Here is a 21,598-nt window from a genome sequence, read left to right on the forward strand (position 1 = left end):
TGGCCTGTTGTTTGGACGGGCAAACTGCTCCGACCAGGTGATTTCACCCGATCGGAGTTTGTTCCGGCCCGTCTCAATTATTCAAGCGCGGCAAGCGCAAGTGGCTGATTTGCCTGGGGCCTGCCGTACGTCTTGAAGGGTTGAGGGATTTAGGCGGGTGGCACGCCTCAGGCCCTCAGGCCAGGAGGTAGCCGCCCTGGCCGAAATCGTTCCAGCCCCCGTCGACGAGGACGTAGTCCACCTCCGTCCCCAGGCCGGACAGCGTGCCGGGAAGGCCCTGGCTGTAGTAGTAGGGCTCGTAGACCCCGCCCGTGATCGGGTCGAAGTAGCTGGACACCCAGGTCACCCCCTCTTGGTGGCCGGTCTCCATGCCGTAGTCGAAGACGTTGGTGATGGTGTAGGTCCCGTATTCCGGCCCGTAGGGCGAGGAGAATATCTGGCCCAGCTCGGCATAGGGCTCGTCGGCGACCGTCACCCCGGTCCACTGGTCTCCGGCCGGCGATGCAAAGGTCCAGTAAAAGGCGGAATCCGCTATCCCATTCGGCATGATTTTCTCCCTGATCCCTTCTTATCGAATGGGGCGCGGCGGAGTTGCTGGCTTCGACCGGGCCGTTGACCGTCCAGGAGACTGGTATTGCTTCGGCAATGCTTGCCGGTGCGATGCGAAGCGCCTGCTGAAGCGGCCGCAGCGGTATATCGGCCGAGCATTATCTGGGATAAAATACCTATATCAGCTCGTCATCGCTCAGGCAACACCTAAGGGCCCCGGGGCCCGTCCGCCCTCGCTCAGCTCCGGGCGAAGGGTGGCGGCGGGGCGCCCGGCGCTAGGTCGGCGATGACGGTGCGGAAGACGGCGCGGTAGTCCGTGGCGACGCGCAGGTCGACGCCCTCGTCCAGCGCATCCGGCGTGAGGCCTGGCCAGTCACCGAAGCGGCGGCCGAGGCCGAAACCACGGCCGAAGGCGAGGATCACCCCCGCCCGGCCGTGATCCGTGCCGTTGCTGCGGTTGGAGCGCAGGCGCCGGCCGAACTCGCTCGCCACCAGCACGGTCCAGCGCCGCGGCAGGCCGGCCATGTCGGCATCGAAGGCGCCGAGGCCGCGGGCAAGGACGCGCATGCGATCGGCGAAGCGGCCTGGCTGGGCCTCATGCGTGTCCCAACCGCCGAGATCGGCGGTCGCGGCGATGAGGGCGGGATTCAGCTTCGCGGTCTGGGCGACGACGGCGAGCGCCCGGCCGAATTCGCGGCCTGGCCCGTAATCCACGCCGGCGGCGGGGGCATAGGCGAGCAGCTTGCCCTCGGCATCGCGCGGCAGCAGCCGGTCGATGCTGCGAAGGCCGGCCAGCGCCTCCTGCCCGGCCGCCGCGGCGGGGCCGTGGCCGCGGCGGTAGAGCGCCTCCAGCATGGCGTCGCCAAAGGCTCCACCGGGCGATGACAGGCCGTCGCCGAGCCCGGCGATGGCGAGGCTGTGCTGCCCGCCCATCAGTTCCGGCGCCAGCCCGCCTTGGGCGGAGAGCGCGGCGACGTCCGCACCGGCGGGGGCGGCGCCGGCGGCCCAGGCGGCGAGCCAGCCGGTGCCGCCGCCCCGCTCGGCACGAAGGCCCTGGCCGAGGCCCATCATGGCCTGGGCCTCGAAATGGCTGCGCGTCGCCTGCGGCACGCCGGCGGCGGGCCAGATCGCCATGCGGCGGTCCTGCCAGATCTCGGCCAGCGGCGCGGCCTCGCGGTGCAGGCGGAAATCCACGGTGGCGGAGGCGTCGAGGCGGAGCCCGGCCTGCGGGCCGGCGGACGGGTTGCGCAGGCTTTCCGCGCGCTGGTCGACGAAATCGGCATCGTCGGCGGGCGAGAGCGCGTGCAGCCCGTCCATCCCGCCGCGCAGGTTGACGAGGACGAGCAGCGGGGCTCCCCGTTGGTCGGCGCCCCCTTGGTCGGCGAAGGCGAGGCTGCGGAGGCCGGGCAGGGCGGCGGCGCCGAGGCCGGCGCGGAGCAGGTGGCGGCGGCCGAGCAGGATGGGCATGGCCTCTCTCCTTCAGGCGATCTGGAAGGCGGGGGCGTTGAGCACCCAGCCGGCCAGCTCGGCGACCTCGCCCGGGGCCGGGCGGGAGTTGCGGCCGGCGGCGGCCCAGACGCCGGCGACGGTCTCGGCCACCGGCGCTCCGGCGGGGCCGAGCGACAGCGCGGCGAGGCGGTGGGCGACGGCTTCGGCCGGAGCCTTGGCGAGTTCCGCGTAATGCGGCGAGAGGCCGGTGCCGCTGCCGTTGCGGGCGAGGTTGAGCAGCATCTGCCAGCGGGCCCGAAGCGCGGTGGCGCCGAGGTAGGGGGCGGCGTCGAGCGGCTGGCCATCGGGGGGCACCCAGCCGAAGGGAAGCTGCCCGGCCGTGGCGAGCTGGCCGATCAGCGCGATGTTGGGCGCGAATGGGATGTCGAGCGCGCGAACCGCCGCGGCCATGACATCGACGGGGCGGCGGGTGCGGCTGAGCGCGGGGTCCAGGACCTCGGGGCCGGTCAGCAAAGCCTGCGCCGTCCGGGCGATCTGGTCGTCGCGGCCGAGGCTGCGCGTCCAGGCGGCTTCGGCGCGGGCAATGGCGGCGGCGGGGGGCGGGTCGCCGAGCAGGAAGCGGGCGAGCTTGGTGCAGAGGAAGCGCGCCGTCGCCGGGTGGGCGGCGAGCGCGTCCAGCACCGCCCTTCCATGCGCCATGGCGGGGGCGAAGGGGTCAAGGTCCTGGCCGAGGAAATGCTTCTGGTAGGGGTCGTGCCACTGGGCGACATAGGCGAACTCGCCGGTGCGCGGCAGGGCGCGGGCGCCGTCGAAGGCCTGGCCGCCGGCGACGCTCCAGCCGGTCAGCGCCCGCGCGGCCTCCCAGACATCGGCATCGACATAGAAGGCGGGGCGGCCATCCGGCAGGCGGGGCACGTCCCGCGCGGTGCGGGCGCTGCCGCGATAGGCGGCGCGGCCGAGCGTGTGCAGCTCCAGCAGCTCCCGCGCATAGTTCTCGTTGGGGGCGCCGGCGCGGGAGCTCTGGTTGTTCAGGTAGAGCAGCATGGCGGGGCTGGTCGCCATCGCCTCCAGCAGGGCGCGGAAGGAGCCGAGGGCGTGGTCGCGGATGCGCCGGTCGTGGTCGGGCAGCGAGGCGGCGACGCGGCCGTCGGCCTGGAAGGCGACGTTGAAATGGTCGTGCCAGAATTCGGCGAGGCGCTCCCGGAGCTGGGCCTCGGCGGCGGTCCGGCGGAGCAGGGTGGCGAGGGTCAGCTCCAGGCGCGGGCGCTCGCGCTCTGCCGGCGGGATGCGCAGGCCGGGCCGGAATTCGCCGAGCCGCCAGCGCTCCGCCTGGGACTGGCGCAGGGTGGCGGGCGGGCGGTGCTCATCGAGGATCTGCTCGCCGGGGCCGGCGGCGTAGCGGATGGGAATGAGCAACCCGTCGACCCGCGCCTCGACCGCCGGCTCCGCGGCGGGCAGGGCGAGCTGGCGGTCGAGCCAGGCGGCGAGGCCGGTGCGGGCCAGCGCCTCCGCCTCGCCCGGCCGGGCGCCATAGCTGGCGCGGGCCAGGATGCGGTGGGCGGTGGCGAGGTCGATCGGCGCGGCGGCTGTCATGGCCCGGTGGGCCCTCCATGCGCGGCCCCGAGGGCCGCTTCCGTTCAGGGCAGATCCTACACCTGGGGTATGACCAAGGTCGAATGAACTTCTCTTCTTTATCCTGTCCATGCCCACGGGCTGGACAGGCTGCCCGGCTTGGCCTAATCGCCCGGCCATGCGCGCTGATGCAGAATCCCTGAACGAGCAGATCACCGCTTCGGTGTCCCTGCTGAGGAGGCATCTTTGACTGGGATGCCGCCCTTCGCCGCCTCGATGAGCTGAACGCCCGGGCGGAAGACCCGAGCCTCTGGAACGATGCCGAGGCCGCCAACAAGCTGATGCGGGAGCGCTCGCGCCTGGCCGACCAGACCGAGGGCGTGCGGCGGATGGAGCAGGCCGTCGCCGATGCTTTGGAATTGATCGAGCTGGCCGAGGCGGAGGGCGATGCCGCGACGGCCGATGCCGCGGTCGCCGATCTCCAGGCGCTGGCCATCGAGGCCAAGCGGCGCGAGATCGAAAGCCTGCTCTCCGGCGAGGCCGACCAGAACGACGCCTATCTCGAGGTAAATGCCGGCGTCGGCGGCACCGAGGCGCAGGACTGGGCCGAGATGCTGCTGCGCATGTACCAGCGCTGGGCCGAGCAGCATGGCTACAAGGTGGCGCTGACCGAACAGTCGGACGGCGAGGAGGCAGGCATCAAGTCGGCCACCCTGCAGGTCACCGGCCCTGCCGCCTATGGCTGGCTGAAGACCGAGACGGGGGTGCACCGGCTGGTGCGCATCAGCCCCTTCGGCGGCAACGACAAGCGGCAGACCAGCTTCGCCAGCGTCTACGTCTACCCGGTGGTGGACGACAAGATCGAGATCGACATCAACCCGGCGGACATCAAGACCGACACCTTCCGCGCCTCCGGCGCCGGCGGGCAGCACGTCAACAAGACCGAATCCGGCGTGCGCTTCACCCATATCCCGACCGGCATCGTCGCGGCCTCGACCCAGGACCGCAGCCAGCACAAGAACCGCGCCATCGCCATGAACATGCTGAAGGCGCGGCTGTATGAGCTGGAGCTGTCGAAGCGCGAGGCGGTGGCGGCGGGCATCGAGGCGGGGAAGACGGATATCGGCTGGGGGCACCAGATCCGCAACTACGTGTTGCAGCCCTACCAGCTGGTGAAGGACCTGCGCACCAATGTCGAGAAGGGCAATCCGGCCGCCGTGCTGGATGGCGACCTCGACGAGTTCATGGCGGCGGCGCTGGCCTCGCGCGTGGGCGCGACGCGGTCGGAGGCATCGGCGGCGGCGAGGTAAGGCTGAGGGGGCTTTGCCCCCTCATACTCCCCCACCAAGGGCCGAAGGGCCCTTGGAACCCTCACGTTAGATCGGGACTAGGCGGGTCAGGCGATTGGGGTTCTGCTCGCTCTGGTAGATGATGCCGCTACGGGGTTCCCACCACATGCCATGGGCGCCGTTCAGCACGGGACGGCAGCGGCCGATCAGCCTTCCCTCGCGGCTGAACTGGCTGAGCCGGGGGGTTTGGTCCGTCACGTAGAAGCTGCCATCCGGGCCGCCATGCACATCCATCGGCTTGTGCAGATCGCGCACATCGAGCAGATGCACGCCCTCGGGGGTGAAGACCTGGACGCGGTTGTTCTCCCGATCCGCCACCAGCACCCGGCCATCCCCCAGCACCCAGACGGAATGCGGCGTGGCGAACTCGCCGTTGCGCTGGCCAGGCCGGCCCCAGGCACCGAGCGGCGTGCCGTCCGCGGCGAAGCGGTGGACGAGCGAATTCCCGTAGCCATCGGCGACGTAGCTGCTGCCGTCGCGGGCGAAGGCGATGTCGCAGGGGGCGTTGAAGGGCTCGCCCGGTGCGTGGCGCTTGCCGAGGGCGCCGAGCCGCTGTCCCGTCTCCGAGAAGATGATGATCTCATGCGCGTCGCGGTCGACGACGAAGACGCGGCCATCGGGGTGGACGGAGACCATGTGCCCGTCCGCCACTTCGCCGGCGCCCCAGGCGCCGATGCGCCGGCCCTCCGGCGAGAGGACGATGATGGCCGCCGCCTCCGGGTCCACATAGGGGTCCGTGCGGTATTGGACGAGAACGTTGCCGGCCGCGTCGCAGGCGACGTCGCTGATGCGGCCGGGCCCCTCCGGCAGGTCGCCCCAGGGGCGCTCGATGCGGTAGCGCCGCTCGCCGAGTGCTACGACCAGGGGCGTCATTCGTTCAGGCCCCGGCCGGAATAGGGATGGGTGGCGGCCCAGTGGCGGGCGATGTCGAGCCTCCGGGCGATCCAGATATCCTTCTGCTGCATCATATGGTCGAGCACGCGTTGCAGGCCCATGGCGCGGGCGGGGTGGCCGATCAGGCGCTGGTGCAGGCCGACGGACATCATCTTCGGCCGGCCGGCGCGGCCTTCGGCGAGCAGCATGTCGAAGGCGTCGCGGATGTAGGAGAACCACTGGTCGCCGGTGCCCATCCAGCCGGCGTATTTCCCGTCGTTGTTGGTGAGCGAGTAGGGCACGACGAGGTGGCCCTGGCCCTCCACCGTCAACCAGAAGGGCAGTTCCTCGCCGTAGTAGTCGCTGTCATAGAGGAAGCCGCCATGCTCGATAACGAGGCGGCGGGTGTTCTCGCTCGGCCCGTAGCGGCAGTACCAGCCAGCAGGCTTCTCGCCGGTGGTGCGCTCGATGCTGGCGACGGCGCGGGCGATGTGCTCGCGCTCCTCCGCCTCCGACAGCTCGAAATGCTTCACCCAGCGCCAGCCATGGCTGCACACGTCGTAGCCGGCGGCACGGATGGCCGCCGCCGCCTCGGGGTTCTGCTCGAGCGCGAGGGCGCAGCCGAAGATGGTGAGCGGCAGGCCGCGCTCCTGGAACAGCCGCGTCAGGCGCCAGAAGCCGACGCGGCTGCCATATTCGAACATGCCCTCGGCGGCGAGGTCGCGGCCCTTCGTCACCTGCCGCACACCGTAGGATTCGGTGAGGCCGTTCTCGGTATAGCCGTCACCCAAGGCAATGGAGGGCTCGGAGCCTTCCTCGTAGTTGATGACGAAATTGACGGCGAGCTTCGCGCCGCCCGGCCATTGCGGGTCGGGCGGGTTGGCGCCGTAGCCGATGAAGTCGCGCCGCACCTCATAGGGCATCAGGGCAGTTCCACGGTGAATTCGGGGACCTCGGCGAATTCCTCGTCGCCCTTGCTGCCGTCGCGCCACATGGTGATGACGAAGCGGGCCGGCGCGTCGAGCACGGTGAAGGGGTGGTGCCAGACATTGGCGCCGAAGGTGACGCCCTGCATCGGCCCGGCGAGGAAGGCGCGGGCGCGGGCCATGTCGGGGCCGCCATCCTTCGCATGTGGCGCGACGATGACGAGCCAGCGGCCGGCCTGCTGGGGGATGAAGCTCTGCGAGGAAAATTCGTGCCGCTCCATGGTGGTGGAGCGCAGCGGCATCGTGGCCGGCTTGTCCTTCACCGTGAGCGAGATGCTGGGCCTGGCATGGGGGCGGTGATTGGCCAGCGCATCCTCGAAATAGGTGCGGCCCGCGATGTCCGGGCATTCGATCACCTCGCCGAAGGCCAGGAAGGCGGCGGAGGTCAGGGGTTCGGCCCGCAGGATCATCATCGGCACCTGTGCTTGATCGCGCGCAGCATGTGCGCGCGGGGCGCGGAACGGAAGGGGGTTCCGGCGCTTGCGCCCGGGCGCGGCCATGCCATGCTCCGCCGCGATGCCGCGCGACGCCCCTGCCCCGCCCTTCCGCCACCAGCGGGCCGATGGCGCCTTCGAGCTGGGCTTCGCCCCTTCCCCGCGCGGCACCGTGCTGCGGCACCTCTTCCAGCAGGCGCCGCTGCGGGTGCTCTTTCCCAACCCGGAGCCGGGCGAGCCGCCGACGGCCGCACTGCTGAACTGCGCCGGCGGGCTGGCGGGGGGCGATGCCCTGCGGCAGTCGGTGCGGCTGGAGCCGGGAGCGCGCGCTACGCTCTGCACCGCGGCGGCGGAGAAGCTCTATCGCAGCCTCGGGCCGGAGACGCGGATCGGCACGCATCTCTCGCTCGGCGCGGGGGCGGTGCTGGAATGGCTGCCGCAGGAGGCCATCCTCTTCGACGGGGCACGGATGGCGCGGCGGATGCAGGTGGACCTGGCCGAGGGGGCGCGGCTGCTGGCCGTCGAGATGCTGGTCTTCGGCCGCGCGGCGGCGGGGGAGCGGATGCGGACGGGCTCCGTCCTCGATTCCTGGCGGCTGCGGGGGCCGGGGGGGCTGCTTTGGGCCGATGCGCTCGCCTTCGACGACCCCGAGGCTGCGCTGGCCGCCCCATTCGGCTTCGGGGGGGCGGAGGCGATGGCCATGCTGCTGCTCGCCGCGCCCGAGGCGGAGGCGATGCGGGACCTGCTGCGCGAGGCCGGCGCCGCCGCCACGCTGCCGCGGCCTGGCCTGCTGCTGGCCCGCTGGCTCGGCGGCGCGAGCGCGGTGCGGCGGGCGGCGGGGGCGGCGATTGCGGCGGTGCGCGGTGCGGCGCTCGGCTTGCCGCCGCGGCTGCCTCGGCTGTGGACGACATGAGGCGGGCCGGGCCATGATCGCGCCGACCCGGATGAGGCCCGCATGAACCTGACGCCGCGCGAGAAGGACAAGCTGCTGATCGCCATGGCCGCGCAGGTGGCGCGGCGCCGGCTGGAGCGGGGCGTGAAGCTCAACCACCCGGAGGCGGTGGCCCTCATCACCGATTATGTGGTGGAGGGCGCGCGGGACGGGCGCAGCGTCGCCGAGCTGATGCGCGATGGCGCCACGGTGCTGACGCGGGACCAGGTGATGGAGGGCATCGCCGAGATGGTCCATGAGATCCAAGTGGAAGCGACCTTCCCGGACGGCACCAAGCTCGTCACCGTGCATGAGCCCATTCGATGATATCCGGTCGCGGAGGACCGCAGCGCAGCGAGGACCGGAGCGTGAATCGGATGTCCAGGCCATGATCCCGGGCGAGCTGTTCCCCGCCGCGGGCGAGATCGAGCTGAACGTCGGCGCCGAGAGCGTCGAGATCGAGGTCGGCAATGCGGGCGACCGGCCGATCCAGGTCGGCAGCCACTACCATTTCGCCGAGACCAATCCGGCGCTGACCTTCGACCGGGCCCAGGCGCGCGGGCGGCGGCTCGACATCCCGGCCGGCACCGCGGTGCGGTTCGAGCCGGGGCAGAGCCGGACGGTGCGGCTGATCTCCTTCGGCGGCAAGCGGCTGGTGCATGGGTTCCGCGGCGAGACGGAGGGGCAGGTCTGATGCCGGCACGGCTTTCGCGCAGCGCCTATGCCGGGATGTATGGGCCGACGGTCGGCGACCGGCTCAGGCTCGCCGATACCGACCTCATCCTCGAGGTGGAGAAGGACTTCACCACCTATGGCGAGGAGGTAAAGTTCGGCGGCGGCAAGGTCATCCGCGACGGCATGGGGCAGAGCCAGGTGACGCGCGCCGGGGGCGCGATGGACACCGTCATCACCAATGCGCTGATCATCGATCATTGGGGCATCGTGAAGGCCGATGTCGGGCTGAAGGACGGGCGGATCGCGGCCATCGGCAAGGCGGGCAACCCGGATACACAGGCGGGCGTAACCATCGTCATCGGGCCTGGGACGGAGATCATCGCGGGCGAGGGGCGCATCCTCACCGCGGGCGGGTTGGATGTGCACATCCACTTCATCTGCCCGCAGCAGATCGAGGAGGCGCTGGCCTCCGGCGTCACCACCATGGTCGGCGGCGGCACGGGGCCGGCGCATGGCACGCTCGCCACCACCGCGACGCCGGGGCCGTGGCACATGGCGCGGATGCTGCAGGCCGCCGAAAGCTTCCCCGTCAATCTCGGCTTCCTTGGCAAAGGCAACGCCGCGCTGCCGGCGGGGCTGGAGGAGCAGGTGCGTGGCGGGGCCTGCGGGCTCAAGCTGCACGAGGACTGGGGGACGACGCCGAAGGCGATCGACACTTGCCTGGCGATCGCCGATGCCTTCGACATCCAGGTGGCGATCCATACCGACACGCTGAACGAAAGCGGCTTCGTCGAGAGCACCATCGGCGCCATCAAGGGCCGCACCATCCAGGCCTTCCATACCGAGGGCGCGGGCGGCGGGCATGCGCCGGACATCCTCCGCGTCGTGGGCGAGCCGAACTTCCTGCCGTCCTCCACCAATCCGACGATGCCCTATACGGTGAATACCGTGGACGAGCATCTCGACATGCTGATGGTCTGCCATCACCTCGATCCGCGCATCCCGGAGGATGTGGCCTTCGCCGAGAGCCGTATCCGGCGCGAGACCATCGCGGCGGAGGACATCCTGCACGACCTCGGCGCGATCTCGATGATGAGCAGCGACAGCCAGGCGATGGGGCGCGTCGGCGAGGTCATCATCCGCACCTGGCAGACGGCGCACAAGATGAAGCAGCAGCGCGGCAGGCTGCCGGGCGAGCAGGGCGAGAACGACAACCTGCGCATCCGGCGCTACATCGCCAAATACACCATCAACCCGGCGATCGCGCAGGGCATCTCGGCGCATGTCGGCAGCGTGGAGGTGGGGAAGCTCGCCGATCTCGTGCTGTGGTCGCCGGCCTTCTTCGGGGTGAAGCCGGACATGGTGCTGAAATGCGGCTCCATCGCCATGGCGCCGATGGGCGACCCCAATGCCTCCATCCCGACGCCGCAGCCGGTGCATTACCGGCCGATGTTCGCAAGCTTCGGCCGCGCGATGGTGGCGAGCGCCGTCACCTTCACCTCCGCCGCGGCGCTGGAGGATGGGATCGGGGCGCGGCTCGGGTTGCAGCGGGAGTTGCTGGCGGTGCGGAACACGCGGGGGGGCATCGGCAAGCGCGGCATGGTGCTGAACGACGCGCTGCCGAGGATCGAGGTCGATCCCGAGACCTATGAGGTCCGAGCGGATGGCGAATTGCTCACCTGCGAGCCGGCGAAGGTGTTGCCCATGGCGCAGCGGTACTTCCTGTTCTGATGAGCGGCGATCTTCCCCGCGCCACCCAGGTACTGCCGGCCGGCGGATGGGTGGAGCGCACCGCGCGCCATGTGGTGACGCTCGACTTCGACGACCGCTTCCGCCGCCGCAGGCGCTATGTCGCCGAGGATGGCTTCGCCTTCCTGCTCGACCTTGAGGAGGCCGTCGCGCTGCGCCAGGGCGACGGGCTGTTGCTGGAGGAGGGTGGCGTCATCCTCGTCCGCGCCGCGCCGGAGCCGCTGGTGGAGGTGCGGGCGGAGAGCGCGGGGCGGCTGATGCGGCTGGCCTGGCATCTCGGCAACCGGCATCTGCCGACGGAGATCCAGCCGGAGCGGCTGCTGATCCGCGACGACCATGTGATCGTCGCCATGCTGCGCGGCCTGGGCGCCGAACTGCGCAAGGTGGAGGAGCCCTTCAACCCGGAGGGCGGCGCCTATGGCGAGCACAACCGGCAGCCGGGGCATCACCATCATCACCATGACGACCATGACCACGACCATCACCACTGAAGACATGGGTACTGGGGGCGCGGCGCTCTACAGGCTGCTGGCCTGGCTGTCGCCGGCCTATCCGGTGGGGGCCTATACCTACAGCCATGGGCTGGAGACGGCGGTGGAGGATGGCGCGGTGCGCGACCGCGCGGCGCTCGTCGGCTATATCCGCACGGTGCTGCTGGCAGGCGCCGGGCGCGTGGACGGAGCACTGCTGGTCGCTGCCTGGCGCGCGGCGGGGGATGATGCCGCGCTGGACGAGGTGGTGGAGCTGGCGGCGGCCTGGCGGGGGTCGGCGGAGCTGGCACTGGAGAGCATGGCGCAGGGCACGGCCTTCACCAGCGTGACGCAATCGGCCTGGCCGGAGCCGCGCTTCGCGGCGCTCGCCGCGCGGCATCCGCGGCGGCTGGCGCATCCGGTGGCCTTCGGGGCGGCGGCGGCGTTCCATGGGCTGCCGCTGCGGCCTTCGCTCGCCGGATGGCTGGCGGCGTTTGCGGCGAACCTCGTCTCCGCCGGGGTGCGGCTGGTGCCGCTCGGGCAGACGGATGGGCAGGTTGCGACCGCCGCCCTGCATCCTGTCGTCGAGGAGGCGGCGGATGCGGCGCTCGCCGCCGATCCCGATGCGCTGGGCACGGCGGCGCCGATGCTCGATCTTTTCTCCATGCGTCACGAGACGCAGTACACGAGGCTCTTCCGCTCATGAGCAACGGACCGTTCAGGGTAGGCATCGGCGGCCCCGTGGGCTCTGGCAAGACGGCGCTGACGGAGCGGCTCTGCCGGCATCTGCGCGGGACGCACGACATCGCCGTCATCACCAACGATATCTACACCAAGGAGGACGCAGAATTCCTGACGCGCGCGGGGGCGCTCGATCCCTCCCGCATCGCCGGCGTCGAGACCGGCGGCTGCCCGCATACCGCCATTCGCGAGGATGCCAGCATCAACCTCGCCGCGGTGCATGACATGGTGGAGCGCTTCCCCGGGCTCGAGGTGCTGTTCATCGAGAGCGGCGGCGACAACCTGGCCGCGACCTTCAGCCCGGAGCTGGCGGACGTGACGATCTACGTCATCGACGTCTCGGCCGGCGACAAGATCCCGCGCAAGGGCGGGCCCGGCATCACCCGCTCCGACATGCTGGTGATCAACAAGATCGACCTCGCGCCCCTGGTGGGCGCCGATCTCTCCGTCATGGACCGCGACGCGCGGCGGATGCGCGGGCAGCGGCCCTTCATCTTCACCAACCTCAAGGAAGATCTCGGCGTCGCCGAGATCGCCGACTTCATCCTCACCCAGGGCGGGATCGCCCCGCGAAAGGCTGCCTGATGCACCCGATCATCCTCCTCGTCACCGTGCTGCTGCTGCCGGCCACCGCCTTCGCCCATCCGGGCACGGCACTGGACCATGGGCTGACGGTGGGCTTCCTCCACCCCTTCTCCGGCGCGGACCACCTGCTGGCCATGGTGATGGTCGGGCTTTGGGCCGGGCTGCTCGGCGGGCGGGCGCGCTGGGCACTGCCGGGGGGCTTCCTCGCCGGCATGGCGGGCGGGGCGCTGATGGGCTTCGCGGGACTGGCGCTGCCGGGGGTGGAGGCGGGCATCCTCGCCTCGGTCATCCTGCTCGGGGCGCTGGCAGGGCTGGCGCTGCGGCTGCCGCTGCCGCTCGGGATGGTGCTGGCGGCAGGCTTCGGGCTGCTGCATGGGCATGGGCATGCGCATGGGACCGAGATGCTGGCCGGGACGGCCTTCCTCGGCATGCTGGCGGGCACGGCGCTGCTGCACGGCGCCGGGCTGGCGCTGGCGAGCCCCGCCGCCCCCTGGGCGCGCCGGGCCGCGCAGGCGGCCGGCGGAGCGGCGGTGCTGGGCGGCGTGGTGCTGGCGCTGGTCTGACGACGCCGCCAGCCTGCCGGCCCCTCGGCGTCCGCGCTCACACGCGGCAGGCGACGCGCGGCAGGGTCCCGGCAGCGGCGGCAACGCCGCTGGTATCCGGCCGCACCTCGCACGCCCACGCTCCCGCCGCGCGATACAGGCCGGCGAAGATGGAAGAGGTTGGCGATCTGGGCGTGGGTGGAAAGGAAGCGCTGTGCCGGCCGAGGCGGCTTGAAGCGCTTCATCCCTGCCCGTTCCGGCGGTGGCCGCGGCGGCGCCACTCAGCCTCGGTCATCTCCGCCGGCCCCTCGGCGTCACGCCGCATTCCCATGGGCAGGGCCGCCGCATCGTGCGGTCGGGGGCGATGATGCGCGATACGCCGGAAATCCCGGCGCAGATCGCGGTCGCCTGCGGCGTCGCCGACCAGGCGCATCCCTCCCGCCTGTTCTGCTGCCAGCATGGGAGTAGCACGCCGGGCGCCGGGGAAAGGCAATCCGGGCGGCTTGACAGCTTGGATGACGATCGTAATCTATTATACATAGCGGTCGTCATGTAAGGGCCGCTGCCTCCAACCCCGTGGGGAGCCCCTTATGACGCAGCCCACCGCCCTCATCACCGGCGCCTCCTCCGGCATCGGCGCGATCTACGCCGACCGCCTCGCCCGGCGCGGCCATGACCTCATCCTCGTGGCCCGCAGCGCCGAGGCGCTTGAGGCGCTGGCCGGCCGGCTGCGCCGGGAGGCCGGGTGCCAGGTGGAGGTCCTGCCCGCCGACCTGGCCGATCCCGGCGACCTCCGCCGCGTTGCCCGGCGCCTGGAGGAGGACCGCGGCATCGGCCTCCTGGTGAACAATGCCGGCATGGCGCTCGGCGGCCCGGTGCTCACCGCGGACCCCGACCGGCTGGAGGCGATGGTGCAGCTCAACGTGATCGCCGCCACGCGGCTGGCGCGGGCGGCGGTCGCGGGCTTCGCCGTGCGCGGCGACGGCACGCTCGTCAACATCTCCTCCGTGCTCGGCCTGGCGCCGGAGCGGTTCAACGCCGTCTATGCCGCGACCAAGGCCTATGTGCTGGCGCTCAGCCAGGGGCTGCATGCCGAGTTGGCCGGGCGTGGCATCCGCGTCCAGGCCGTGCTGCCGGGCGCGACGCGCACCGCGCTCTGGGGCCGGGCGGGCGTCGATGTCGCCACCCTGCCGGCCGGGATGGTGATGGAGGCGGAGGAGATGGTGGATGCCGCCCTCGCCGGCCTCGACATGGGCGAGCTGGTGACGCTGCCCGCCCTGCCCGACATCGCCGCCTGGGAGCGGGCGGATGCCGCGCGCCTCGCCCTCGGCCCCGACCTCTCCCGCAGCCAGGCGGCGGCGCGCTACTGGCAGGAGGCTGCCGCGTGATGCCGCCGCGGCTGCCATGCCGGCGATAAGCCTTGCACGCTGCGGCTGCTGAAGGCCCCGATCCTGCGGGTGCTCTGCGGATGGCCTGTCCCAACATCCCGACCATGTTGGCCGAGGCCTCCATCGCGCTGATCGAAACCCGGTGGTTTCGCATCCCGGCACCGAGGCGCCGGCATGGCGCTGGTCTTCCCGGCGGTGATGTTGATGCAGATGGTCTCCGGCGGCGCGTCGGGCGGCATCTCCTTGACCATCGCGCAGGCGCGCCCCTTGACCGGCTGCGTCATGTGCCGGGCGAGGTCGGCCAGTTCGACCGCCAGCGGGATTACCGTCCAGCGCGTGGCAGAGACGGCCCGTCCTCGGCGGCAGGGTAGAGGGCGGGCCGCTGGCGGCGACGCGATCCAGCAGCAGCGGTTCGCGGCTGGTGGCAAGGGGAGGCCGGGCGCCCCGGCCAGCGGCGCCTGCCGCTGGATGGCCGCGAGGGCGAGGCCGCGTAGGCGTGGCCTTCGCCGGCAGCCCTGGCGCCCCGCTGGCACCCCGATGGCGGCCCCGTGCCAGTTCCGATAGATGGGGCGTATGCCGAGAGACCTGGACCCGACGCGGCCCGCCGAGGGCCGCGAATTGCTGCTGGTCGGCGGGGGCCACGCGCATCTCGGCCTGCTGCGCTCGCTGGCCATGCGGCCCATCCCCGGGCTGCGCGTCACCCTGGTCGCCGATGAGCTGGCGCCGGTCTATTCCGGCATGCTGCCGGGCCTGGTCGCTGGCCTCTATGCGCCGGAGGAGTGCGTCGTCGAGTTGCCGCGCCTGGCGCTGGCTGCCGGGGCGCGGCTGATCCAGGACCGCGCCACCGGCCTACGCCCGGCCGCCAGCCGCTTGTTCTGCGCCCGCCACCCACCGCTGCGCTATGACTGGCTCTCCATCGATACCGGCTCCGTCGCCCGCCCGCTGCCGCCGGGCGAGGGACCGCTGCTGCCCGTCCGCCCGATCGGCAGCCTGGAGGCGCGGCTGGCCGCCGCCCTGCCGGCCAGCCGCGCCGCGGTGGTTGGTGGCGGCGCGGCGGGTGTGGAACTGGCCTTCTCGCTCCGCCACCGGCTCGGCCCGGGGGCGGAGGTCGCCTTGCTTCCCGGCGCGGGGCTGCTGCCCCGCGCCGGGCCGCTGGCGCGCTGGATCGCCCGGCGGGCCCTGGCGAGGCGCCGTATCACGCTCATCGAAGGCGCCCCGGTGGAGGCGGCGCAGCCGGATGCGCTGCTGCTCGCCGATGGCCGACGCATCCCCTGCGACCTCGCCCTCTGGACCACCGGCGCCGCCGCCCCGGCCTGGCTGCGCGAAACCGGCCTCGCCCTCGACGCGCAGGGCTTCATCGCCGTGGACGAGACCCTCCGCTCCCTCTCCCACCCGGAGGTCTTCGCCGCCGGCGACGTGGCCGCCATGCAGGCGCATCCCCGCGAGAAGTCCGGGGTCCACGCCGTCCGCCAGGGGCCGGCCCTGGCCGATGCCATCCGCCGGCTGGTGGCCGGCGAGGCACCGCGCCCCTTCCGCCCGCAGCGCCACGCCCTCGCCCTGATCGGCACCGCGGATGGCGAGGCGATCGCGCTGCACGGCCGGCTGGCGCTGGCGGGCCGCTGGGCCTGGCGCTGGAAGCGGCGGATCGACCGCGACTGGGTCGCCCGCTTCGCAACCCTGCCCACCGTCCCGCCGATGGCGATGCCCGCGCCGATGCGCTGCGGCGGCCAGCCGGCCGCGCCGGTGCTGTCCGCCGCGCTCCGCCGGCTCGGCCTCGCCGATGGGCCGGGGCCGCTGGACGATGCCGCCCTGCTGCGCCCGCCGCCCGGCGCCTTGCCGGTGCAAAACGTCGACCAGTTGCGCGCCTTCGTCACCGACCTTCACCTGTTCGGCCGCATCGCCGCCAACCATGCGCTCGGCGACATCCACGCGATGGGCGGACGGCCGCTCTCGGCGCTCGCGCTCGTCACCCTGCCGCATGGCCCCGCCCCGTGGCAGGGGGAGGACCTGCACGCCATGCTGCTCGGCGCGCAGGAGGTTCTGGAGGCGGCCGGCGCATGCCTCACGGGCGGCCATAGCGGCGCGGGGGCGGAGCCGGCGCTCGGCTTCGCCGTCACAGCCGAGACAGCGAGGCGGCTGCGCAAGGGCGGCCTTCGCCCCGGCGACCGGCTGGTGCTGACCAAGCCGCTCGGCACCGGAGTGATCCTCGCCGCCGCCATGCGGGGCGAGGCGCGGACTGCTTGGCTGGAGGCCGCCTTCGCCGCCATGCAGCAACCGGGCGGACCGGTCGTCGCCGCTCTCGCCGGGCATGGCGCCACGGCCTGCGCGAGTGTGACGGGCTTCGGCCTGCTCGGGCACCTGGCCGAGATGCTGCGCGCCGGCGGCTGCGCCGCGCGGCTGGAGGTGGGTGCCATCCCCCTCCTCCCCGGCGTGCGGGAGGCGCTGGCCATCGGCATCCGCAGCGCCCTGCACGATGGCAACGAGGCGGCCGTCGCCGGCTTCGTCGAAGACCCGCCTGCCGCCCTGCTCGATCCTCAAACCGCCGGCGGCTTCCTCGCCGGCCTGCCCGAGGCTGCCGTCGCACCCTGTCTGGCGGAACTCCGCCGGCTGGGCGCCGATGCCGCGCTCATCGGCACGGTGACGCCCGGGCCGCCCGCCATCCGCCTGGGCTGAAGCCTATCGGCCTGCGCCGGAGCCGCTCCGCGCCGGGCCGCCGCCCGCCTCGGCGCCGCTGCCCATGCGGGTCGCCAACGCACCGACCGCCTTGGCCGCGTCACCCAGCGCGCTCGCCACCTGCTGCTGATCCGGACGCTCGCCCTGCAGGGATTGCTGCACCTGCTCCAGCTTCTGCCGCGCGTCGCGCCAGTCCTGCTGCCCCTGGACCTGTTGCGGCACCTCCCGGATCGTCCGCAGCCCGGCCTCCACCGTGCTGCGCGCCTGCGGGAAATTCGGCTGCTGGCCGCCCGAGACCTCGCTCTGCGTCTGGTGCAGCGCCTGCTCCACCGTCCGCAGCCGGCCGACCACTTCGGGCTCCGCACTGCCGGGCTGCTGGGCCGGCGCGAGAGTGGGCGGCGTCTGGCTGGTCTGGGCCTGGGTCTGGGCCTGGGCCGTGGCCATCATGCCGAGGGCCAGGATCGTCGCCGCTCCCGTCAGCAGCAAGACCCGCCGGAGGTCGCGTTGGGCCGCAGCGGCCCTCGGCGTGTGGTGAAGCATCCTTTGCATCGCTCGTTCCCTCTGGCGCCGCCGGCCCACGGGCCAGCCTGTGACCGGAGCGGAGCGCCACAGCCACATGCCCGGTTCCATCGGAGCAGCGCCGGGCCCTGCCTCAGGGTCCGGCGCGCCGTGGCCGGCCCGGCTCTCCCAGCAGGTGCAGCGCCAGTTCCCGCCGGTGCGGCCGGGTCCGGTGCTCATAGAGGAAGATGCCCTGCCAGGTGCCGAGCACCGGCACCCCTTCCGCCACCGGGATCGAGAGCTGGGTCTGGGTCAGCATCGCGCGGATATGCGCCGGCATGTCGTCCGGCCCTTCCTCCTCGTGCCGGTAGCGCCCGTCCCCGCCATCCGGCACCAGCCGGGCGAGGAAGGCCTCGAGGTCCGTCCGCACCTCCGGCGAGGCGTTCTCCTGCACGACCAGCGAGGCCGAGGTGTGCCGGCACCAGATGGTCAGCAGCCCGGTGCCGAGGCCCTGCTCCGCCACCCAGCGCCGCACCGGCCCGGTGACCTCGGTAAGGCCCCGCCCCCGCGTCGCAACCTCCATGGTGTGGATGCGCTGTTCCATGCCCCTCTCCCGCCTCAAATCGCTGTAGGATGGCCCCATGCCCGATGTCGGCGTCCTCCAGGACCAGCAGATCGCCCCCGGCCCGCCCCGGCGGAAGCGCTGGGTCTCGCCCCTGCTGCGGCGGATCCTCCTGCTGAACGTGCTGCCGCCGGCCTTGTTGGCAGCCGCCATGCTGTATCTCGACCAATACCAGAACGGCCTGCTCGCCGCCGAGGTGGAGGCGCTGCGCACCCAGGCGCGCATCTATGCCGGCGCCATCGCCGAGGCCGGCACCCGCATGCAGGACGACCGCGCCGTGCTGGTGCCGGAGGCCGTCCGCCCGCTGCTGCGGCGCCTGGTCGACCCCTCGCCCAACACCCAGGCGCGGCTGTTCGACAACACCGGCCTCGTCGTCGCCGACAGCCGGGTGCGCGAGGGCTCCGGCGGCGCCGTGGTGACCGAGCCGCTGCCGCCGCCCGAGCCGCGCGGCGCCTTCTCCATCACCATCGCCGGGCTCTACGACAAGCTGCTGCGCCTGGTGCCGCGCGACAGCCAATCGGATGTGGCGGTGGATATCGCCCCCGATGCCCCCTCCTTCGATTGGCAGCCCAATCTCGGCCCCGACCGGCGGGAGGAGCTGCGGCTGGCCCTCGAGGGCGGCGTGACGCCCTACATCCGCCGCACCGCCGATGGCCGCCTGCTGGTCTCGGTGGCGGAGCCGGCGCGGCGCGGCAACCAGTCGGTCGGCATCGTCCTGCTGACGCGGGAGGCGCGGGAGGTGGACCAGCGCCTGTTCGAGATCAGGGCGAGCGTGCTCGGCATCTTCGTCATCGCGCTGATCCTGACGGTGCTGCTCTCGCTCTACCTGGCGCAGACGCTGGCCAGCCCGATCATGCAGCTCGCCGGCGCGGCGGCGGCCATGCGCCAGGGCGAAGGGCGCGGCGGCAGCGTCCCCCCCGCCGTGCTGGCGCGGGAGGACGAGATCGGCATCCTGGCGCGGGACCTGCAATCCGCCGCCCGCGCCCTCTGGGCCCGCATCGACACCAACGAGCGCTTCGCCGCCGACGTGGCGCACGAGCTGCGCAACCCGCTGACCAGCGTGCGCAGCGCCATCGAGACGTTGCGGCGCATCGAGAACCCCGACCAGCAGCGGCGCCTGCTCGCCATCATCGCCGAGGATGCGGTGCGGATGGACCGGCTGATCGCCGACATCTCCGACAGCTCCCGCGTCGATGCCGAGCTGTCGCGCACCGTGGCCGTGCCGGTGGACATCTCCCCCATCCTCTCGACGCTGGCCGAGCTGCACAACGCCACGCGCGGGGAGGACGACCCGGAGGTGGTGCTGGAGGCGCCGGCCGGCCCGCTGGTGGTGCGCGGCGTGGAAGGCCGGCTGGTGCAGGTGATGCGCAACCTGCTCGGCAACGCCCTCTCCTTCAGCCCGAAGGACGGCCGCGTCTGGGTCCGCGCCCGGCCGACCGGCGCCATGGTCGAGGTGGTGGTGGAGGACGAGGGCCCCGGCATCCCCGAGGCCAAGCTCGAGGGCATCTTCGAGCGCTTCTACTCCGAGCGGCCAAGCGGCGAGCATTTCGGCAAGCATTCCGGCCTCGGCCTCTCGATAAGCCGGCAGATCGTGGAGGGGCTCCGCGGCCGCATCGCCGCCGAGAACCGGCGCGATGCCGAGGGGAAGGTGACCGGCGCGCGGTTCATCATCCAGTTGCCGGTCGGATAAGCCCCGCAACATCCGCTCACGCGACTTCCGGGCGGAACCGGGCTATCCTCTCCCGCCATGGGTCATATCATCATCACCGAGTACATGGCGGAGACGGCCATCGCCCAGCTGAGCGAGGCCCATCCGACGCTCTACGACCCCGATCTCGGCACTGCCCCTGACCGCCTGCGCGGCCTGCTGGGCGAGGCGCGGGCGCTGATCGTCCGCAACCGGACCCGCGTCGATGCAACCCTGCTCGACGCCGCGCCCCGGCTCCGCGTGCTCGGCCGGCTCGGCGTCGGCCTCTACAACATCGACCTCGACGCCTGCCGCCAGCGCCGGCTGGAGGTGATCCCCGCCGCCGGCGCCAATGCCGATTCCGTTGCCGAATACGCCATCCTCTCGGTGGGGATGCTGCTGCGCGGCGCCTTCCAGGCGAGCGCCGCCGTGGCCGCCGGGGAGTGGCCGCGCGAGCGCCTCAGCACGGGTCGGGAGATGTCGGGCAAGACGCTCGGCATCCTCGGCTTCGGCGATATCGGCCGCCGCGTCGCCCGGCTGGGCCGCGCCTTCGGCATGCGCATCGTGGCGCATGACCCGATCCTGCCGCTCGACCATTCCGGCTGGGCCGAGACCGGGACGGAGCCCGTCCCCCTCGACCGGCTGGTCGCCGAGGCGGATGCCGTCACCCTGCATGTCCCGCTGGAGGCGGCGACGCGCGGCCTCGTCTCCGCCGAGTTCCTGGCGGCGATGAAGCCCGGCGCCATGCTGGTCAACGCCTCGCGCGGCGGGGTGGTGGACGAGGCGGCGCTGGCCGCGGCACTCCGCGCCGGCCATCTCGGCGGCGCCGTGCTCGACGTCTTCGAGGAGGAGCCGCTGGCCCCGGGCAACCCGCTCGCCGGGGTGCCGAACCTGATCCTCACGCCGCACATCGCCGGCGCGACGCGGGAGAGCAACCTCCGCGTCTCCTCCCTCATCGCCGCCCGGGTGCTGGTCGCCCTGGCGATGGACTGATGCACGTGCTGCCCGAACCTTCCTCCTCTCCTGGCCACATCCCCCGCCCGCCGGAGCCGCACCGCATCTGCGGCGCCGCGCCGGTGCGCGCCCTTTTCATCCGCCGGCCCGAGGCGGTGCTGCGCCTTTTCTACACCGAGGCGATGCGGCGCATGGCCGGGCCGCTCTGCGCCCATCTCGCCCGCACCCGCCGGCCCTACCGCGAGGTCCCGCCGGAGGAGCTGGCGCGCATCGCCGGCACGCCGCACCATGGCGGCATCTGCGCCATCGCCCAGGTGCGCTTTGCCGAGCGGCTGCAAGGTCCCGTCCTCCCGGCCGACCTGCCGATGGCGCCGCTGCTGCCGGTGCTGGACGGCATCGGCAACCCGCATAACCTCGGCGCCATCGCCCGCTCCGCCGCCTTCTTCGGCTGCCGCGCCCTGCTGCTGTCGGAGGACGGGCGCCAGGCCGACCTGTCGGATGCCGCCTTCCGCACCGCCGAGGGCGGGCTGGAGCTGCTGCGGGTGATGCGCGCGCGCGACCTGCCGGCGCTGCTGCGGGCGATGCAGCCGCGCTTCCTCGTCGTCGCCGCCACCGCCGCCGGCGGCCTCGCCCCGGAAGCGCTGCCGCGCGACCGGCCCGTTGCCCTCGTCCTCGGCAATGAGGAGCAAGGGCCCTCCACGCCCGTGCTGGAGGCCTGCCCGGCGCGGGTGACGCTGGCCGCTGCCGGGCCGGTCGAGAGCCTCAACGTCTCGGCCGCCGCCGCGGTGCTGTTCCATGCGCTGGGCGGCGCGCCCCAGCCAGCCCCGCCGCCCGCCCCGCCGGCGCAACGCCCCCGGCCCCGCCGCTGAGC

General features: G+C 72.6%; 23 protein-coding genes. 14 read left to right on the forward strand and 9 right to left on the reverse strand.

Going from position 1 to position 21,598, the window contains the following annotated elements:
- Nucleotides 1–175: 175 nt before the first annotated feature.
- From JMJ56_RS08080 to JMJ56_RS08090, 3 genes are all read right to left on the reverse strand, one after another.
- Entirely contained in the window at nucleotides 176–547 is a 372-nt protein-coding gene (locus JMJ56_RS08080; protein ID WP_202831113.1) for a hypothetical protein, read from the reverse strand.
- A gap of 239 nt (nucleotides 548–786) precedes the next feature.
- A complete protein-coding gene (locus JMJ56_RS08085) occupies nucleotides 787–2,016 on the reverse strand; it encodes a DUF1501 domain-containing protein (protein WP_202831114.1) in 1,230 nt (409 codons plus the stop codon).
- A 12-nt stretch (nucleotides 2,017–2,028) separates the two neighbouring features.
- A complete protein-coding gene (locus JMJ56_RS08090; RefSeq protein ID WP_202831115.1) occupies nucleotides 2,029–3,591 on the reverse strand; it encodes a DUF1800 domain-containing protein in 1,563 nt (520 codons plus the stop codon).
- Between the two features lie 157 nt (nucleotides 3,592–3,748).
- Here JMJ56_RS08090 and prfB point away from each other — a divergent pair.
- Nucleotides 3,749–4,880 (forward strand): peptide chain release factor 2 gene (gene prfB / locus JMJ56_RS08095; RefSeq protein ID WP_202831116.1). Its coding sequence is split into 2 segments (ribosomal slippage): nucleotides 3,749–3,817 and nucleotides 3,819–4,880, totalling 1,131 coding nucleotides; the frame shifts between segments, so codons are not numbered across the junction.
- 66 nt (nucleotides 4,881–4,946) lie between these two features.
- On the opposite strand, the gene JMJ56_RS08100 is transcribed toward prfB, so the two are convergent.
- From JMJ56_RS08100 to JMJ56_RS08110, 3 genes are read right to left on the reverse strand one after another with little or no spacing between them, the layout of a single operon-like run.
- On the reverse strand, nucleotides 4,947–5,792 hold the full coding sequence (locus JMJ56_RS08100) for an NHL repeat-containing protein (RefSeq protein ID WP_202831117.1): 846 nt from the start codon (nucleotides 5,790–5,792) through the stop codon (nucleotides 4,947–4,949).
- Nucleotides 5,789–6,715, reverse strand: a complete 927-nt coding sequence (locus JMJ56_RS08105) for a polysaccharide deacetylase family protein (protein WP_202831118.1) — start codon at nucleotides 6,713–6,715, stop codon at nucleotides 5,789–5,791. Before JMJ56_RS08105 ends, JMJ56_RS08100 begins: the two co-directional genes overlap by 4 nt.
- Nucleotides 6,715–7,191, reverse strand: coding sequence for an ureidoglycolate lyase (locus JMJ56_RS08110; protein ID WP_202831119.1), 477 nt, complete (start codon nucleotides 7,189–7,191; stop codon nucleotides 6,715–6,717). The genes JMJ56_RS08105 and JMJ56_RS08110 overlap by 1 nt, the downstream gene beginning before the upstream one ends.
- A gap of 85 nt (nucleotides 7,192–7,276) precedes the next feature.
- Between JMJ56_RS08110 and JMJ56_RS08115 the strand changes: the two genes are divergently transcribed.
- The 8 genes from JMJ56_RS08115 (at nucleotide 7,277) to JMJ56_RS08150 (ending at nucleotide 12,926) form a co-directional block, all read left to right on the forward strand.
- Nucleotides 7,277–8,125 carry an urease accessory protein UreD gene (locus JMJ56_RS08115; protein WP_202831120.1) on the forward strand — a complete coding sequence of 283 codons (849 nt, stop codon included), beginning with the start codon at nucleotides 7,277–7,279 and terminating at the stop codon, nucleotides 8,123–8,125.
- 42 nt (nucleotides 8,126–8,167) lie between these two features.
- Nucleotides 8,168–8,470, forward strand: a complete 303-nt coding sequence (locus tag JMJ56_RS08120) for an urease subunit gamma (protein WP_202831121.1) — start codon at nucleotides 8,168–8,170, stop codon at nucleotides 8,468–8,470.
- A gap of 61 nt (nucleotides 8,471–8,531) precedes the next feature.
- Entirely contained in the window at nucleotides 8,532–8,837 is a 306-nt protein-coding gene (locus JMJ56_RS08125; protein WP_202831122.1) for an urease subunit beta, read from the forward strand.
- Nucleotides 8,837–10,549 (forward strand): urease subunit alpha, encoded by a 1,713-nt coding sequence (gene ureC, locus JMJ56_RS08130; RefSeq protein ID WP_202831123.1) that lies wholly within the window; start codon nucleotides 8,837–8,839, stop codon nucleotides 10,547–10,549. Before JMJ56_RS08125 ends, ureC begins: the two co-directional genes overlap by 1 nt.
- Entirely contained in the window at nucleotides 10,549–11,058 is a 510-nt protein-coding gene (locus tag JMJ56_RS08135) for an urease accessory protein UreE (RefSeq protein ID WP_202831124.1), read from the forward strand. The genes ureC and JMJ56_RS08135 overlap by 1 nt, the downstream gene beginning before the upstream one ends.
- Entirely contained in the window at nucleotides 10,985–11,743 is a 759-nt protein-coding gene (locus JMJ56_RS08140) for an urease accessory protein UreF (protein ID WP_456318783.1), read from the forward strand. Before JMJ56_RS08135 ends, JMJ56_RS08140 begins: the two co-directional genes overlap by 74 nt.
- Complete coding sequence (gene ureG, locus JMJ56_RS08145; protein ID WP_202831125.1) at nucleotides 11,740–12,363, forward strand: urease accessory protein UreG; 624 nt, start codon at nucleotides 11,740–11,742, stop codon at nucleotides 12,361–12,363. Before JMJ56_RS08140 ends, ureG begins: the two co-directional genes overlap by 4 nt.
- Entirely contained in the window at nucleotides 12,363–12,926 is a 564-nt protein-coding gene (locus JMJ56_RS08150; RefSeq protein WP_202831126.1) for a HupE/UreJ family protein, read from the forward strand. The genes ureG and JMJ56_RS08150 overlap by 1 nt, the downstream gene beginning before the upstream one ends.
- Before the next feature lie 220 nt (nucleotides 12,927–13,146).
- Here the strand turns inward: JMJ56_RS08150 and JMJ56_RS08155 are convergent, their stop codons facing one another.
- Nucleotides 13,147–13,338, reverse strand: coding sequence for a hypothetical protein (locus JMJ56_RS08155; RefSeq protein WP_202831127.1), 192 nt, complete (start codon nucleotides 13,336–13,338; stop codon nucleotides 13,147–13,149).
- Between the two features lie 157 nt (nucleotides 13,339–13,495).
- Here JMJ56_RS08155 and JMJ56_RS08160 point away from each other — a divergent pair, with 157 nt between their 5' ends.
- Nucleotides 13,496–14,293, forward strand: a complete 798-nt coding sequence (locus JMJ56_RS08160; protein WP_202831128.1) for an SDR family NAD(P)-dependent oxidoreductase — start codon at nucleotides 13,496–13,498, stop codon at nucleotides 14,291–14,293.
- Nucleotides 14,294–14,866: 573 nt separating this feature from the next.
- On the forward strand, nucleotides 14,867–16,966 hold the full coding sequence (gene selD, locus JMJ56_RS08165) for a selenide, water dikinase SelD (protein WP_202831129.1): 2,100 nt from the start codon (nucleotides 14,867–14,869) through the stop codon (nucleotides 16,964–16,966).
- Nucleotides 16,967–16,969: 3 nt separating this feature from the next.
- Here selD and JMJ56_RS08170 read toward each other — a convergent pair whose 3' ends face one another.
- Nucleotides 16,970–17,515, reverse strand: a complete 546-nt coding sequence (locus JMJ56_RS08170; protein WP_202831130.1) for a hypothetical protein — start codon at nucleotides 17,513–17,515, stop codon at nucleotides 16,970–16,972.
- A 103-nt stretch (nucleotides 17,516–17,618) separates the two neighbouring features.
- Complete coding sequence (locus JMJ56_RS08175) at nucleotides 17,619–18,068, reverse strand: secondary thiamine-phosphate synthase enzyme YjbQ (protein WP_202831131.1); 450 nt, start codon at nucleotides 18,066–18,068, stop codon at nucleotides 17,619–17,621.
- A 37-nt stretch (nucleotides 18,069–18,105) separates the two neighbouring features.
- Here JMJ56_RS08175 and JMJ56_RS08180 point away from each other — a divergent pair, with 37 nt between their 5' ends.
- From JMJ56_RS08180 to JMJ56_RS08190, 3 genes are read left to right on the forward strand one after another with little or no spacing between them, the layout of a single operon-like run.
- Nucleotides 18,106–19,776 carry a stimulus-sensing domain-containing protein gene (locus JMJ56_RS08180; RefSeq protein ID WP_202831132.1) on the forward strand — a complete coding sequence of 557 codons (1,671 nt, stop codon included), beginning with the start codon at nucleotides 18,106–18,108 and terminating at the stop codon, nucleotides 19,774–19,776.
- 57 nt (nucleotides 19,777–19,833) lie between these two features.
- Nucleotides 19,834–20,766, forward strand: a complete 933-nt coding sequence (locus tag JMJ56_RS08185; protein WP_202831133.1) for a hydroxyacid dehydrogenase — start codon at nucleotides 19,834–19,836, stop codon at nucleotides 20,764–20,766.
- On the forward strand, nucleotides 20,766–21,596 hold the full coding sequence (locus tag JMJ56_RS08190) for a TrmH family RNA methyltransferase (RefSeq protein WP_236037558.1): 831 nt from the start codon (nucleotides 20,766–20,768) through the stop codon (nucleotides 21,594–21,596). Before JMJ56_RS08185 ends, JMJ56_RS08190 begins: the two co-directional genes overlap by 1 nt.
- Nucleotides 21,597–21,598 lie beyond the last annotated feature (2 nt).

This window comes from Belnapia arida (genome assembly GCF_016773205.1).
Classification (GTDB): domain Bacteria; phylum Pseudomonadota; class Alphaproteobacteria; order Acetobacterales; family Acetobacteraceae; genus Belnapia; species Belnapia arida.